This is a genomic window from Marinitoga okinawensis (assembly GCF_055387075.1).
Genome location: NZ_AP042422.1, coordinates 1,461,108 through 1,476,735, shown reverse-complemented (window position 1 = coordinate 1,476,735; position 15,628 = coordinate 1,461,108). Strand labels below are relative to the sequence as shown.

12 protein-coding genes, 1 tRNA gene and 2 rRNA genes are annotated in these 15,628 nt (G+C 32.4%); 3 read left to right on the top strand and 12 right to left on the bottom strand.

What is annotated here, in order from left to right; all coding sequences use genetic code 11:
- Window positions 1–23: 23 nt before the first annotated feature.
- The 3 genes from ACZ5CK_RS07330 to rrf all read left to right on the top strand — a co-directional run bounded on the left by ACZ5CK_RS07330 (window position 24) and on the right by rrf (window position 3,191).
- Window positions 24–99 (top strand) — tRNA-Ala (locus tag ACZ5CK_RS07330).
- Window positions 100–129: 30 nt separating this feature from the next.
- Window positions 130–3,044 (top strand): 23S ribosomal RNA (locus ACZ5CK_RS07325).
- A gap of 33 nt (window positions 3,045–3,077) precedes the next feature.
- A 5S ribosomal RNA gene (rrf, locus tag ACZ5CK_RS07320) occupies window positions 3,078–3,191 on the top strand.
- Window positions 3,192–3,516: 325 nt separating this feature from the next.
- Here the strand turns inward: rrf and ACZ5CK_RS07315 are convergent.
- From ACZ5CK_RS07315 to fliR, 12 genes are all read right to left on the bottom strand, one after another.
- Complete coding sequence (locus ACZ5CK_RS07315; RefSeq protein ID WP_464581169.1) at window positions 3,517–6,432, bottom strand: DEAD/DEAH box helicase; 2,916 nt, start codon at window positions 6,430–6,432, stop codon at window positions 3,517–3,519.
- 37 nt (window positions 6,433–6,469) lie between these two features.
- Window positions 6,470–6,781: a hypothetical protein gene (locus ACZ5CK_RS07310; RefSeq protein ID WP_464581168.1), complete on the bottom strand. Its 312-nt coding sequence runs from the start codon at window positions 6,779–6,781 to the stop codon at window positions 6,470–6,472.
- A gap of 1 nt (window position 6,782) precedes the next feature.
- Complete coding sequence (locus tag ACZ5CK_RS07305) at window positions 6,783–7,469, bottom strand: FliA/WhiG family RNA polymerase sigma factor (RefSeq protein ID WP_464581166.1); 687 nt, start codon at window positions 7,467–7,469, stop codon at window positions 6,783–6,785.
- A 153-nt stretch (window positions 7,470–7,622) separates the two neighbouring features.
- On the bottom strand, window positions 7,623–8,093 hold the full coding sequence (gene cheD / locus ACZ5CK_RS07300; RefSeq protein ID WP_464581165.1) for a chemoreceptor glutamine deamidase/glutamate methylesterase CheD: 471 nt from the start codon (window positions 8,091–8,093) through the stop codon (window positions 7,623–7,625).
- Between the two features lie 3 nt (window positions 8,094–8,096).
- Window positions 8,097–8,255 (bottom strand): hypothetical protein, encoded by a 159-nt coding sequence (locus ACZ5CK_RS07295; RefSeq protein ID WP_464581164.1) that lies wholly within the window; start codon window positions 8,253–8,255, stop codon window positions 8,097–8,099.
- A gap of 34 nt (window positions 8,256–8,289) precedes the next feature.
- Complete coding sequence (locus tag ACZ5CK_RS07290; RefSeq protein ID WP_464581163.1) at window positions 8,290–8,724, bottom strand: chemotaxis protein CheC; 435 nt, start codon at window positions 8,722–8,724, stop codon at window positions 8,290–8,292.
- Window positions 8,717–9,361, bottom strand: coding sequence for a hypothetical protein (locus ACZ5CK_RS07285; RefSeq protein WP_464581162.1), 645 nt, complete (start codon window positions 9,359–9,361; stop codon window positions 8,717–8,719). The genes ACZ5CK_RS07290 and ACZ5CK_RS07285 overlap by 8 nt, the downstream gene beginning before the upstream one ends.
- Window positions 9,362–9,365: 4 nt before the next feature.
- Window positions 9,366–10,229: a MinD/ParA family ATP-binding protein gene (locus tag ACZ5CK_RS07280; protein ID WP_464581161.1), complete on the bottom strand. Its 864-nt coding sequence runs from the start codon at window positions 10,227–10,229 to the stop codon at window positions 9,366–9,368.
- Complete coding sequence (flhF, locus tag ACZ5CK_RS07275) at window positions 10,226–11,662, bottom strand: flagellar biosynthesis protein FlhF (RefSeq protein ID WP_464581160.1); 1,437 nt, start codon at window positions 11,660–11,662, stop codon at window positions 10,226–10,228. Before flhF ends, ACZ5CK_RS07280 begins: the two co-directional genes overlap by 4 nt.
- An 11-nt stretch (window positions 11,663–11,673) precedes the next feature.
- Window positions 11,674–13,794 carry a flagellar biosynthesis protein FlhA gene (gene flhA, locus ACZ5CK_RS07270; protein WP_464581159.1) on the bottom strand — a complete coding sequence of 707 codons (2,121 nt, stop codon included), beginning with the start codon at window positions 13,792–13,794 and terminating at the stop codon, window positions 11,674–11,676.
- 4 nt (window positions 13,795–13,798) lie between these two features.
- Window positions 13,799–14,890: a flagellar biosynthesis protein FlhB gene (gene flhB / locus ACZ5CK_RS07265; protein WP_464581158.1), complete on the bottom strand. Its 1,092-nt coding sequence runs from the start codon at window positions 14,888–14,890 to the stop codon at window positions 13,799–13,801.
- Window positions 14,854–15,627 (bottom strand): flagellar biosynthetic protein FliR, encoded by a 774-nt coding sequence (fliR, locus tag ACZ5CK_RS07260; RefSeq protein ID WP_464581157.1) that lies wholly within the window; start codon window positions 15,625–15,627, stop codon window positions 14,854–14,856. The genes flhB and fliR overlap by 37 nt, the downstream gene beginning before the upstream one ends.
- Window position 15,628: the final 1 nt, after the last annotated feature.

Here is a 15,628-nt window from a genome sequence, read left to right as displayed (position 1 = left end):
CTCTGTTCAGTAGTGAAGGAGTTGGGGTAGTAGCTCAATTGGGAGAGCGTCTGCCTTGCACGCAGAAGGTTAGGGGTTCAAGTCCCCTCTACTCCACCAGCTCATTGACAAGTGCATAGTGAAAGATAAGGTCAAGGTAAAAAGGGCTTACGGAGGATGCCTAGGTGACGGGAGGCGAAGAAGGACGTGGCAAGCTGCGAAAAGCTGCGGGGAGCTGCAAGCGAGCGTAGATCCGCAGATATCCGAATGGGGCAACCCGAAGACCGGCGAGAGCCGGGGCGAACCCGGGGAAGGGAAACATCTTAGTACCCGGAGGAAAAGAAATCGAAAGAGATTCCCTGAGTAGTGGCGAGCGAAAGGGGAGGAGCCCAAACCAGTTAGGTGTAAAAGGGTGCAGCCGTTGCCTAACTGGGGTAGCGGGAAGTAATCGGAGCCAACTGCATGAGGCTCGGGAGTGAAAAATGTATAGCCGAAGTATCTGGGAAGGTACACCGGAGAGGGTGAAAGTCCCGTAGGCGAAATACATAGGAACTCCTGGATTACTCTCCCAAGTAGCGTGGGACACGAGGAATCCTGCGTGAATCAGGGTGGACCACCATCCAAGGCTAAATACTACCCGTCAACCGATAGCGGAAGAGTACCGTGAGGGAAAGGTGAAAAGGACCCCGGGAGGGGAGTGAAAGAGAACCTGAAACCGTAAGCCTACAAGAAGTGGGAGCTCTACGGAGTGACCGCGTGCCTTTTGATTAATGTGCCCACGAATTGCATGCATTGGCGAGGTTAAGCCGGGAGAGGTGGAGCCGAAGTGAAAGCGAGCCTGAAAAGGGCGTGAAGTCAATGTATGCAGACCCGAAGCCAGGTGAGCTATCCATGGGCAGGGTGAAGTTGCGGTGAAACGCAATGGAGGCCCGAACCGGTATGCAGTGAAACGCATTCGGATGACCTGTGGATAGGGGTGAAAAGCCAACCGAACCTGGTGATAGCTGGATCTCCCCGAAACGTGTGTAGGCACGGCCTCAACCAAGAGTTGCGGGGGTAGAGCACTGATAGGCGTAGGGGGGTAACCTCCGAAACTTGTCAAACTCCGAATACCGTAACTTAGTGGTTGGGAGACAGACTGTGGGGGAAAAGCTCCATGGTCGAGAGGGAAACAGCCCAGACCGCCAGCTAAGGGCTCAAAGGGACAGCTAAGTGTGAAAGGTAGTGGACTGCCAGAGACAGCCGGGATGTTGGCTTAGAAGCAGCCATCATTAAAAGAGTGCGTAACAGCTCACCGGTTGAGGCGGACTGCGCCGAAAATGTAAGGAGGCTGAAGCTGTACCCCGAAGCTGCGGAATCTGCGGATTGGTAGGGGAGCATTGTGCAGTAGGGAGAAGGCAATTCGTGAGGAATGCTGGACGAAGCACAAGAGCGGATGTGGGCATGAGTAACGAGAGGAAGGTGAGAATCCTTCCCCCCGAAAGCCCAAGGGTACCTGGGGAAGGGTCGTCCGCCCAGGGTAAGCCGGGACCTAAGGTGAATCCGAAAGGAGTAACCGATGGAAAACAGGTAAAGAATCCTGTGCCATACATGACCGATAGTAAGAGGGGGGACGCAGAAGGCGAAGCCTCGTGAGCAAGTGGCACGCTCATCCAAGCGCAAAGGTCGAAGAAGCTGGTAGGTAAATCCGCCGGTGGAGGCTGAAGCGTGATGGGGAGGACGAAGGTCCAACGAGGTCGTAGCCAGGCTGCCAAGAAAAGCCTCGCTTACTGGGAAATGTATGCCCGTTCCGAAAACCGACACAGGTGGGTGAGCTGAGAAGGCTAAGGGGAGCAGGCTAACCTCCGCTAAGGAACTCGGCAAAATAGCCCCGTAACTTCGGGAGAAGGGGTGCTCCTTGATGTAGGCAACTGCATTGGGGAGTCGCAGTGACAAGGTCCAGGCGACTGTTTACCAAAAACACAGGACTCTGCGAACTCGGAAAGAGGACGTATAGGGTCTGACGCCTGCCCAGTGCCGGAAGGTTAAGGGGAGTGCTGAGAGGTACGAACCGAAGCCCCGGTAAACGGCGGCCGTAACTATAACGGTCCTAAGGTAGCGAAATTCCTTGTCGGGTAAGTTCCGACCTGCATGAATGGCGTAACGATTTGGACACTGTCTCAGCGGAGGGCCTGGTGAAATTACAGACTGGGTGAAGATGCCCAGTACCCGCAGTTAGACGGAAAGACCCCGTGGAGTTTTACTGTAGCCTGACATTGTAACTTGTCATGATATGTACAGGATAGGTGGGAGGCAGAGAAACCTGCTCGCAAGGGTAGGTGGAGCCGCCGGTGGGATACCACCCTTATCATGATGGGTTACTAACCATTGATTGTGAAGAGCAGTGATGGGACAGTGTTAGGTGGGCAGTTTGACTGGGGCGGTCGCCTCCTAAAGAGTAACGGAGGTGCGCGAAGGTAGGCTCATGTGGGTTGGAAATCCACAGGAGAGTGCAAAGGCAAAAGCCTGCCTGACTGCGAGACTGACAGGTCGAGCAGGGTGGAAACACGGTCTTAGTGACCCGGCGGATCCGAGTGGAAGGGCCGTCGATCAACGGATAAAAGTTACCCCGGGGATAACAGGCTTATCGCGCTCAAGAGTTCATATCGACGGCGCGGATTGGCACCTCGATGTTAACTCATCGCATCCTGGGGCTGAAGTAGGTCCCAAGGGTTGGGCTGTTCGCCCATTAAAGCGGTACGTGAGTTGGGTTCAGAACGTCGTGAGACAGTTCGGTCCCTATCTGCTGCGGGCGTAGGAAACTTGAGGGGGGTCACACCTAGTACGAGAGGACCGGTGTGAGGGTACCGCTAGTGAATCAGCTGTTCCGCCAGGAGCAGGAGCTGAGTAGCTATGTACCTGACCGATAACCGCTGAAAGCATCTAAGCGGGAAACGGGCCCCGAGATGAGGTTTCCCACTCTTCGGAGGTAAGGGCAGTTCGAGACTAGGACGTAGATAGGCCGGAGGTGTAAGTACAGTGATGTATTGAGCCGACCGGTACTAATAGCCCGAGGCCTTGACCTTATTAAGTAACTATGCACATGTGAATGAGTTTTGAGGGGTGCAGATACCAGATATGGGCACACGCGGATCCATACCGAACCCGACCGTTAAGCATATCTGGGCCGATGGTAGTATGGGCAATCCATGCGAGAGTAGGTAGCGCCCCTCTTTTTATTTTTCCCCCTGTCAAAAGACAGGGGGTTTTATTTTAATAGTGAAATTATTTATTACTGGAATTCAAAAATAAAACGAATGAAAATTCGAATAAAGCAGGTCAATTTTGCATGGATGCAAAATTGAGTGAAACCGAACATGGATGTGAGTTTGATACGACTTGCGAAAACGAAAATTTTCGAGGATTTAGAATTTTCACTTGGTGAAGAGCATTATTTTATAATTTTCTTCGTTTTTTCTAGATTAGCAATCGAGCGTTTGAATGAGTTTTATTTTGATTCAATTTCTTTACAAATTAATGAGGAGCATAAAACTCCTCTTATTTAAAAATTTCAAATAATGTTTTTTCCGAATCTATTGAATAAATCACTATTTTCTTTTCATCAGAGAAGTGATTAAATCTTTTAGAATATTTTCTTAGCGTTTTTATATCAATGTCTAAGTGATTTTTATATTCAATAATTAAACTATTATCATATATTTCAATATTTTTTGCTCCTTTTTTGTATGCAATAATTCTTAATTTTGTATATTCTAACAAATTATTGACTTCTTCAGACATTTTACCGAATCTATCTTCAATATCTTTTTTTATATTTTCTATATTCTCAATATGGTTTTCATTAGCAATAGTTCTGTATATTCTCATTCTTTCAACAGGGTTTTCTATATATTCTTCTGGTATTATAATTGGCATTTTTATCCCTTTAATTTCTAAATCTATTTTTTCTTTTATATCTTTTGTTTTAAAATCTTTAGAATAATATTCTGCTAGAGTTCTATTTAATATTTCTTTATACATATGCAACCCAACATTGTTTATATGACCTTTTTGATCAATTCCTAATAAATCTCCGAATCCTCTTATTTCTAAATCTTGCATTGCAAGCTTAAGCCCACTTCCAGGTCCTGAAAAATTTTTAATAGCTTCTAATTTTTTCATTGTATCAGGTTTAAGTTTTGATTTATATAAGAAATAAGCAAATGCCCTTTTATTACTTCTTCCTACTCTTCCTCTTAATTGATATAATTGAGATATGCCATAACGTTCTGCATCATCTATTATTAAAGTATTGGCATTTGGTATATCAATTCCATTTTCAATTATTGTTGTAGCTATTAGAACGTCAATATCTCCTTTATAAAACATTTTTATTATTTTAGATAAATATCTTTTTGGCATTCTTCCGTGAACTGCAACGGTGTTTACTTCATGAACTATTTTTCTAACCCTTTCTTCAATTTCTTCTAAATCATTAATTCTATTGTGAATGTATAATATCTGACCACCTCTTGATTTTTCTCTTAATATTGCAGTTCTTATAATTTTATCTGAGTATTTAAACACAAAGGATTCGACAGGAACTCTTCCAAAGGGAGGAGTTGATATTACTGATAAATCTCTTAAACCAGTTATAGAAAAATATAATGTTCTAGGGATAGGAGTCGCACTCATTGTGAGAACATTTATGCCATGAGATATTTCTTTTAGTTTTTCTTTTTGAAAAACACCAAATCTTTGCTCTTCATCAACAACCAATAAACCCAATTTTTTAAATTTTATATTTTTGTTTAATAATGCATGGGTTCCAATTATTACATCCAACTTTCCTGAATTAATTCCTTCTATAATAATATCTTTTTCTTTTTGAGTTTTAAATCTATCTATTAATTCTACAGTTATTCCAACTTCTTCAAATCTTTCTTTTACATTATCATAATATTGTTGAGCTAATATTGTTGTAGGAACTAAAATTGCTGCTTGATAGCCTGAACTTACAGTTCTAACAACAGCTCTTAAAGCAACTTCTGTTTTTCCAAACCCAGCATCGCCCGCAATGAGTCTATCCATAGGTTTAGTAGAAGATAAGTCATTTAGTACTTCTTCGATAGCTTTTTCTTGATCTATGGTTTCTATATAATCAAAGGTTTTTTTAAATTTTTCTTCTATTTCTTCATCACCATTTAATACAATACCAGTAGTATGTTCTCTTAAAGCGTATAATTGGATCAATCCTTTTATTTTACTTTTAATATTTTCTTCAACTTTTTTCTTGCGTTTTTGCCATGATGAAGAGCCTATTTTATCAATTTTTACTAAATCTTTATCTCCAACATATTTAGTAATTTTATCGATTCTTTCAATAGGTAAAAAAACCTTAGCATTATTCTCATATTCAATTTTTATTAATTCTTTTTCTCCGAAATATGTTTTAACTTTTTCTAATCCTTTATATATACCTATCCCATAATCCTCATGTACTATTAAATCATTTATTTTTAAATCATCCCATTCTAATATAGGAATTTCTTCAGTTCTTTTTTTTGGAGTAATTTTTTTTACTAAAAGATTATGCTTATTAACCTCGATATTTTTATATTTAAATTTTAAAATATTTTCAATTTTTTCTCCACTAAATTCTTTATATAACTCTTTTTTTACGTCAGAAAATATAAATTCTAAATTTTCTCTTTCTCTATTATAGTAGGATTTTATGCTTTCATTTTCATTTATAACAAATATATCAGTATTTTTCATATCAATATAGTCTAATAGTGTTTGTTTTTGATTGTACAATATATCAGGTAATGTTTCAAATGATTCTATATCTAAAGAAACATTTTTATAATTATTTTTATCAAGGAATTTTTTTAAATTATTATAATAGTTATTTTCAAATTTAAGCATAAATTCTGAGCCAGGTGTAAATATAAAATCATTTAAATGTTCAATGCTTTTTTGAGAATTTATATCAAAAAAATTTATTCTTGTTATTTCGTCATCAAATAGTTCTAATCTTATAGGGTACTCATATATTGGTATAAATAAATCTTTAACAAAGCCTTTTTGAGAATATTCATCATATTCATACACATTCCAAGTTTTTTCATAACCATATACAAAAGGATTAATAATAAAATCTTGATTTAATTTAAATTTTAGAATGTTTTGAATAAAAATGTCTTTTGGAATAGTATATCTACTAATTGCGTGAAATGTAGTGAATATAATATTATTATCATTGTTTAAACAATTAAATAATGTATTGATTCTTAAAGCCTTTATTTTTTTTGATATTTTAATTGATTCAAATGGAAATACATCGTAATTGGGATATAATAAAACCTTTTGATCTACTAAATTTTCTATATTCCATGTATCCGGAAAAATTATTATTTTAAATTTCTTCTTTGATTGCTTTATAGTATTCATTATATCATTTAAAATAATCATCACCTCTGCATAAAAAATACGGACTTATGTCCGTATTCTAAATTCTTACATCTAAAGAATGTCCTCTATATTCATCTATTATTATTTTTTCTTTTTCTTCTTCTTCTTTCTTCTTTTCTCTTTTTCTTTTTTTATATTCTGAAGAATTTTTATTTTCATTATTAATACCATGTGATGCAGATTTTTCATCCGTATTTTTCACCTGAGATTTTGCTTCTTCATTTTTTTTAACGTGTTCTTCAAGATTTGTACTTTTAGAAGCCACTAGTGCATCATTTAAATGTTGAATATTGTTTGAAACATCAACGTTATTTATATAAGATATACTAAAATTAATAGGATCAGGCATTTTAATCACCACCAAGTTTTTTCTTTAATTTAGATATAATAGAAGAATGAATTTGAGAAACCCTTGATTCAGAAATATCTAATATTTTTCCTATTTCTTTAAATGTTAATTCCTTTTCATAATAAAGAGATAAGATCAATTGCTCTTTCTCATTTAGACTTAATATAGCTTTTTTCAGTTCATTTTTTAATAAATCTTTATAGGCTAATATTTCTGGGTCATTCTCTTCATTTGATATTTCTATATTTAATTCATTAGTGCCTATTAAGAATGAATCTAAACTTAAAATTTGACTTCTATGAAGCTCAGCTTTAAGTTTTTTAACTTCTTTTTTGGAAATATCAAGCATTTCTGATAATTCGTCATCACTTATATAATCGTCTATATTTTGTTCAGCAAGAATTTCTTCCATTTTTTTAATTTTATGTCTTAAATCTTTTGGAAGCCAATCTATTTTTCTTAAATAGTCTAACATAGCTCCTCTAATTCTTTTTACAGCAAATGTATAAAAAGTCACACCTTTTTGTGGATTGTATTTTTCTAACGATTGAAGCAACCCTATTATCCCTTCCTGGATTAAATCGTCTAATTCAACATTTTTAGGAAGGGTAGATAATAAATTTAAAGCAATATATTTTATTTTGGGTAAAAAGTTTTTTATTATATCATCTTTGTTTATATTTTTCATTATTTATTAATCACTGCCTTTATTGTGGTATTCAATATTATGACAACGGCTATGCTTATTATTGATCTTAATAGAGAGGTAATAAAAAAATTTTTTGATATAAATAAATTTATAAATAAGAATATTAAAAAAAGGGAAAAATATATTATAAGTTCAGTATTTGAAAATTTCAACTTTTTCACCACCACCCACCTTTTTAACCATTACTTCACCAGTATCTAAATTAAATTCTATGCTTCTTGCTCTATTTCCCCCAGTATCTTCTGCTATAATTCTTATATTTAAAATTTTCAATTGTTCCTTTACTGATTCAACATTTTTTTTACCAACATCCATTGATGAGCCTTTAAACATTGCAGCACCACCAAAAATTTTTGCAGTATAATTTGATCCACCCATTTTTTTTAGTTCTTCCATTAATAAGGATATTCCTAAATCTGCATATTTTCCCGGTTTTACAACATTACTATTAGGTGATTTTGGTAACATTACGTGTATTAAACCACCTACTTTTTTATTTTTATCCCAAATACAAACTCCAACGCATGAACCTAAACCTAAAGTGACTAATATATCAGGAGATTTTGATACAGCGTATTCGCCTATTCCTATTATTTTTTTCATTTTTTAACCCCCATAAAAAACCTTTTTTACGTATTCAAATAATTTATTTCTATTGTCTTCATTCATTAAGAAAACTATTTTTCCTTTTATAATGTTTTCCCAATCTTCTACTTGTATTTCAGTTTCTGTTAAAATGACCTCGTCTTCAAATGTAATACTCATAACAATAGATTCAGCTATTAATGAAGCAAAAGTATCAACAGCAACTTGGGGGGGGGGTAATTTGTATATTTATTTTCAAAAATTGAGAAATAGCACTGGTATAGGAACCAAACATTATATTTCCTAATTCTCCAATCATTGATGAAGACATTTCGTCTAATTCTGTAATATTTTTAATCTCTAAACCAACACTTTCTTTAATTAATCTTTTAACTGAATCTTTTTCTATTAAAAAAACAAGTGAAGATTCTAATTCACCCTCCATTTTTACATAAGAACACGCATATATCTCATCAGGTTCTTCCATATTTAAAAAAATATCAGAAAGTTTTATTACTTCTAAGTTAGGGACAGAAATGTCTACCTTTTTATTCAGCATCATAGAAAGAGAACTTACAGCATTTCCCATACCTATGTTAGTAATTTCTTGAAAAGCAGACATAAAAAATTCTAAATTGTCTTCATTCATTAGATTGCACCTCCGGATTTGTTTTATCTTCAAATAAATTTTCGCCACTTATAATATTTAAATATTTACCAAAAAGGCCTGTAGGATCTTGTAATATTTTTATTTCAAATATAAATTTACTTAAATTAAAAAATTCTTGTCTTATTTTTTTTATACTACCATGAAAAGTTATATTATAATTTTTAATAGATAGCTTTATACTTATGTTTTTTTTTATTACGTTCAGATAATCATTTAAAATTACAACACCTAAAAAATTCTCATTCAAATCCCAAACTATACCATTATATTTATCTTCAATAATTACAGGTATCGATATATAATGTCTTTCAGATAAACGTTTGTTTTTAATTTTAAAGTTACTCGTCAACTTTAATTTTATCAAAACTTCAAATTCTCCAAAATTTTCAACATTAATTATTTGAAAATCCGCTTGATAATAAGCACCTTCAAAAATGGATTCTAAAGAGACATTATCACCTGGTATAAAATCATATCTAGGTGTAATCAATTCTATCTCCTTGCCTTTAAAGCTTTTTATTTTTGCTTTTAAGACTGTATCTTTTATATATATTCTTATTGAATTACCTGGAAAAAAAACAAGGAAAATTCTTTTTATAAAATTTTTTTTATCCATATTTTCACCTATTATAAAAACCAAATAATAATAATAATTTTTTTAATAAATTATCATTTTTTGCTTCAACGTTAGTAGATATACTCTCAAGATTTTCAGCAATAGACATTAAATCATTAGCAATATGTGATGAAGGTTTAAAACTTGATATAGGTATTTGCGACTTAACACTATCATGCACTAAGTGATCAAAATTTATATAAAAAACATGTCTTATATCTTTATATAAATATTCTTTTATTGTTTTTCTTAATACTTGCTCAGCAGTTTGGGCTTCGGATTTTTTTCTGATCATATTTATTACAACGTCAACAACACCATCGACTTCAAGAAGAGATAAAGCTTTAACTACAGTATAAGCATTAACTATAGCCGTAGGTTCTGGTGTTGTTACCAATAAAATATTATCAGCGGCTATATAAAATGGTTTTAAATTTTCATTATACCCAGCGCTAACATCAATAATAACATAATCATGTTCTTTAGCAATATTAAAAAATTCTTCAATAGCTTTTCTTGTAAAATTTTTCTGAAATGATATCCAATCTTTTATATCCATACCTGTACTTAATAATTTAATACCATATGGTGTTTTTACTATACATTCATCCAGGGTTAATTTTTTATCAAAATAATCTTTAATACTTACATTTGGAGATACGCCCAGTAATATAGAAGCATTAGCAAATCCAGCATCAGTATCAAAAATTAACACTTTTTTATTTAATTTGGCCAGATTAACCGCAGTATTTACAGCTACAATAGATTTTCCAACACCGCCTTTTCCACCAGTTACTAAAATTATTCTTGTTTTATTTTTAGAAAAAGTTTTTCTTAAATTTTCTGCTTGATCTTTTATTATACTCATAATGTCAACTCCTCATAAAAGAGGTTAAAGATTTTTTGAGAATTTGGAATTTCAATATCATTAGGCACATTTTGCCCTGTTGTGATATAGCTTATTGGAAGTTTAGTTTCTTTTGCAACAGATGGAATTTGGCCATATGAAGAAGTTTCATCTAATTTTGTAATGATAATATGTGTTGGCTTACATATTGAAAAACGATTATATACATCTATCATATCCCTAAGCCTCATATTAGCAGATATAACGAGAAAGATAAAATTTGGTTTTATTGAGTCTATATACATCTTAAGCTCTCCAATTTGTATATCATCCTTATGACTTCTCCCTGCAGTATCTATTAATAACATATCATAATTCTTTAATGATTCAACAGTTGTTTTAAGTTCTGTAGGAGTATAACATACCGATGCTGGTATATCCATTATTTCAGCATAGGTTTTTAATTGTTCAGTTGCAGCTATTCTATACAAATCTATAGTAGCAATAGCAACTTTTTTGTTACTATTTAATTTATTTAAAGCTGCAATTTTCGCTAAGGTTGTAGTTTTACCTACTCCAGTTGGTCCTATAAGCATAATTGTTCCATGTAAATTTGGAACCTCAACAGTTAAATTACTTCTGAATATATCAAATAATAAATTTTTAAAATTCCTATTAGATTTCCAATTTTCCTTTGTTATATCTGAAGGCATATTGTTAACTATTTCTTCTATTAAATTGTCAGATAAATCTTGTTTTTTTAATATCTCTATTAATTCTGATATTAAAGGATTTGCACCGTTAAGAATTACTCTTTTAGATAATTTTTCTATTAAATTTTTAATTTCAACTAATTCGCTATTTGGAGTTTTATTTTGAGATGTATTGTTGTTTATATTATTATGATTACTTTGTTGAAAAGAATTATTATTTATTTTTTTATATGGATTATTGTAAGTTACTTTTCTATAATTTAATTTTTCAAAATCGTTTTGTTTATGATTACTATAAAATTTTTCTGCATCTTGATCCAATAATTTAGAAACTTCTCTTTGTTCTTCGATAAGTTTTAAAATTTCATTTTTTGCAGTGAGTTCAAGTTTATCATTACCAGGTGCATAAGGATTTTCATCAAGCATTTCATCACGTTTTATTCTTTTGATTTTATCATCTAATTTTTTATTTCTTTCTACCATTTCTTTAATTTCATTTATTTTTCCTTGAGTATTATTAGAAAATCCTGGACCTGATGGCCTTTTTATATTTTTTACAACAGTTTCTGGATTATCGTCAAGTACAGCAGTAACTTCAATATATTTTTTTCCACCTATCCCTAAAAATCCCCCTTTACTTATTCTTTTAGTATCTAAAATATAAGCATTTTCACCTAATTCATCTCTTATTTTTTCCATCGCTTCGGGGATTGTGTTAACAATATATTTTTTAACTTTCATAGCATTCACCTCTAAACAGCAATATTTTCATCAGCGGAAATAGGAATTTCTTGAATAATTTCATTATATGAAATAACATTTACATTTGGAATATTTGATAACAACCAACGTGAAAAATAAAATCTTAATGGTGAGCTACATAAAATAACAGGATTATATCCTTTCATCATTTGTGATTCAAGTGTCTGACTAATTTTATCTAAAAGTTGTTGAGACAATTGAGGAGATAAAGCTAAAGTATAATTTCCACCATATTCTATTGTGTAATTATTCAAGTTATTTTCTAAATTTTTGTCTAAAATAACCAGATGTAAAATTCCATCTCCAGATTTCATGTTTTCACAAATCTGTCTAGCTAAAGCGCTTCTAACTCCTTCAACTAATGAAACAATATCCTTAATTTCATTATTACCTAATTCTATTAATTTTTCAAATATTACAGGTAAATTTCTGATAGAGATTCTTTCATACAGTAATTCTTTTAATACATTTCTTATCTCGTAAGTTTTAAATAATAATGGTGTTAATTCTTCAACTAAAGAAGGTTCCTTAATTCTTAATCCTTCAATAAGAATTTCGGTTTCTTTTGAACCAAGAATTTCATGAGCATATTTTTTAATTATTTCAGATAAATGAGTAGCAAAAACACTTGGAGAATCAACTACAGTATAACCTAAATTAACAGCATCTTCTTTTTGTGATTCATCAATCCAATAAGCATCTAAATTAAATGAAGGTTCTTTTGTTTGAATTCCTGATAATTCTTCTGTAGCCATTCCAGAGTTAATAGCTAATAATTTATCTGGAAAAAGCTCAAACCTTCCAACTTCTACACCTTTTAGTTTAATAATATATTCATTAGCACTTAAAAGAACGCTATCTCTAACTCTAATGGGGCTAATAACAATTCCTAACTCGTATGCAATTTGCTTTCTGACCATAGTTATTCTTTCAAGCAAATCCCCACCTTGGCTTGGATCAGCTAAAGGTATTAAACCATAACCAATATCTATTTCAAGGACATCGCTTTGAATAATTTCTGATACTTCTTCGGCTGAGGTCAAAGGTGGTCCAGATGAAGGTTTTCTTTGACTTTCACCAGATTCAGATTGCTGCCCAACAGGCGTTTCAAAACCTTCTTTTGGACCAGCTGCTGGAACCATTTTTTGAAAATATCCACTTGTTGTTAAATAAGCTAAAAGAAGCATACCTCCTCCTAAAATAATAGAAGGTAATATTGGTAATGGTGTAAATAAACCTAATGAAAGTATAACGCCACCAGCCATATATAATACTCTTTTTTCAGAAGATAATTCTTTTAATAAATCTTTTCCAAGGTTATCTTTAGAAGCAGCACGAGATACTACAATACCTGTTGCAGTAGATATTAAAAGTGCAGGTATTTGAGCAACTAATCCATCACCTACAGTAAATAAGGTATATAATTGAGCTGCTTCACCAATATCAAGACCTTGTTGCAATACACCTATTATCAAACCACCCAATATATTAATTAATGTTATTATTATACCAGCTATAGCATCACCACGAACAAATTTTGAAGCACCATCCATTGCACCATAAAAATCTGCTTCTCTTCTTATATCTTCTCTTTTTTGTCTTGCTTCTTCTTCTGTAATTATTCCAGCGCTTAAGTCAGCATCTATACTCATTTGTTTTCCAGGCATAGCATCAAGAGTAAAACGAGCAGCTACTTCAGCTATTCTTTCAGCACCACGTGTTATAACTACGAATTGAATAACAACTAAAATAAGGAATATTACAATACCTACTACATAATTTCCGCCAACAACAAAATCTCCAAATGCTTTAATAACCTTTCCTTGAAAATTTTTACCTTGTAATAAAATCAATCTTGTAGAGGAGACATTTAAAGATAATCTAAATAAAGTTGTTATTAGTAATAATGTAGGAAATGCAGATATATCAAGTGCATTTTTAATATACATTGTAGTTAATAACAAAATAATAGCTAATGATATATTAGCTAATTGTAAAAAGTCCAATAAAAATGGAGGTATAGGTATTACCATCAATATAACAACACTAACTATAAGTAGTGGTATTAATAAATCAAATTGCTTTAATAATCTATTTAAAGCTTCAGGCATTTAATCACCTCGGGATTTTTAATACAGTAGCAATTATTTTTGCAACGATTTCATACATATCTTCTGGAATTTCCTCATAGATGTTAACTCTTTCATATAATTGCCTTGCTACAGGTGGATTTCTATGAATTGGAATATGATGTTCTCTAGCAATTTCTTTTATTCTAAAAGCAATTTTATCATACCCTTTTGCTACAACAATTGGAGCCTTGCTATCGTTTTCATCATATTTTAAAGCAACAGCGTAATGAGTAGGATTAGTGACAACAACCGTAGCCTTTGGTACTTCTTTCATTAAGTTTTGATTGATAATTTGTCTTAATTTTCTCATTCTGGCAGATTTTATTTGTGGGTCTCCCTCTATATCTTTCATTTCTTGTTTAACTTCTTGTTTTGTCATTCTTAAATTCTTTTTATATTCTTTTTTTTGATACCAATAATCAAATAGGCCTAATAATAGCATCAAAATACCTAATTTAAAAAATATTTCTATTATAATTGAGTTTAAAAAAGATATAGCATGTGAAGTATCTGTATATGGTAAAGATATTATTTGTTGCCACCTTGTTTTCATTATACTATAAGATACATATCCTACTAAAATCAATTTAACTGTGGATTTTAACAATTCAAATAAAGTTCTCAATGAAAAAATTCTTTGTAATCCCTTAATAGGGTTAAGTTTACCCAAATCAAATTTAAAAGCTTTCGGAGCAAATAAAAACTTTGTTTGTAACATTCCCAGAATTAAACTAATTAAAGCTGCAGAAAAAAGGAAAATAGCTATTTCTAAAAAAATATTTTTTTGTTGAAGTAATAAATTCATTAAAGCATTTTCATCTAAGAAACTTGTATCTAATTTCAAATATCTCATAAATGCTGATTTTAGATCCATAAATAAATATTTTGATAAAACATAAAATACAACAGATACGCCTAAAAATGAAAAAGCAGTTAAAAGTTCCTTCGAAACAGGAACGTTACCTTCTGAACGTGCCTGTTGTAATCGTCTAGGAGTAGGTTCTTCAGTTTTACTAGGATCTGCAAATAATTGAAGATCTATTTTATAATTAACCCTATAATAGAATTTATCCATTTTATTATCTCCATCATATTAATACTGAAAATTTCAACCCATACCCCAATAATTGTTAATAATATAACTGTTCCTGCCAAAATATTTAGAGGTAACCCTACAATAAATACATTTATTTGAGGAATCATTCTTGATACTATACCAAGACTTATATTAATAAATAACATAAAAGCACTCATAGGAATTGCAAGTTGAATTCCTATTTCAAATACTTTGCCAAATACAGAAATTAATTCAGGAAAAAAATTAACATTTATAGAAAAAATTAAAGGTACAGAATGAAATGAGTCTATTATTATTTGAAATAATCTAATATGCATTTTAAAAGATAAAAATGCAAAAAGTCCCAGTAAAAAAGACAGTTGCCCAATAATTGGTGATTCTTCTCCACTTATTGGATCAAAAATACCAGCCATTGCAAATCCCATTTGAAAGGCAAAAAATTGCCCTGCGAATTGAATAGCAGCTACCGGAATATAAGAAACTAAACCTATCAATATTCCAAGGAAAAAATTTAAAACCATTAAAGTAAATAAATAAAAAAGATGTAAGTCAGGTATTGATAAATTTACTAATGGTAATGAGATCCATGAAATAAAAACTGTTGAAAATATTCTTAGATACAAAGGTATAGTTCTAGATCCTATTATTGGAGCAGAAACACTTAATCCTAAAACTCTAAAGAAAATTATAGCCCACACCCAAAATCTTGTCTCTAAGAATGTTGTAACATCCATA

Bases quoted from the DNA above. Each gene is read 5' to 3' on its own strand.
- ACZ5CK_RS07315 (WP_464581169.1), bottom strand. From the start codon at position 6,432: ATGATTATTTTAAATGATATAATGAATACTATAAAGCAATCAAAGAAG.
- ACZ5CK_RS07310 (WP_464581168.1), bottom strand. From the start codon at position 6,781: ATGCCTGATCCTATTAATTTTAGTATATCTTATATAAATAACGTTGAT.
- ACZ5CK_RS07305 (WP_464581166.1), bottom strand. From the start codon at position 7,469: ATGAAAAATATAAACAAAGATGATATAATAAAAAACTTTTTACCCAAA.
- cheD (WP_464581165.1), bottom strand. From the start codon at position 8,093: ATGAAAAAAATAATAGGAATAGGCGAATACGCTGTATCAAAATCTCCT.
- ACZ5CK_RS07295 (WP_464581164.1), bottom strand. From the start codon at position 8,255: ATGAGTATTACATTTGAAGACGAGGTCATTTTAACAGAAACTGAAATA.
- ACZ5CK_RS07290 (WP_464581163.1), bottom strand. From the start codon at position 8,724: ATGAATGAAGACAATTTAGAATTTTTTATGTCTGCTTTTCAAGAAATT.
- ACZ5CK_RS07285 (WP_464581162.1), bottom strand. From the start codon at position 9,361: ATGGATAAAAAAAATTTTATAAAAAGAATTTTCCTTGTTTTTTTTCCA.
- ACZ5CK_RS07280 (WP_464581161.1), bottom strand. From the start codon at position 10,229: ATGAGTATAATAAAAGATCAAGCAGAAAATTTAAGAAAAACTTTTTCT.
- flhF (WP_464581160.1), bottom strand. From the start codon at position 11,662: ATGAAAGTTAAAAAATATATTGTTAACACAATCCCCGAAGCGATGGAA.
- flhA (WP_464581159.1), bottom strand. From the start codon at position 13,794: ATGCCTGAAGCTTTAAATAGATTATTAAAGCAATTTGATTTATTAATA.
- flhB (WP_464581158.1), bottom strand. From the start codon at position 14,890: ATGGATAAATTCTATTATAGGGTTAATTATAAAATAGATCTTCAATTA.
- fliR (WP_464581157.1), bottom strand. From the start codon at position 15,627: ATGGATGTTACAACATTCTTAGAGACAAGATTTTGGGTGTGGGCTATA.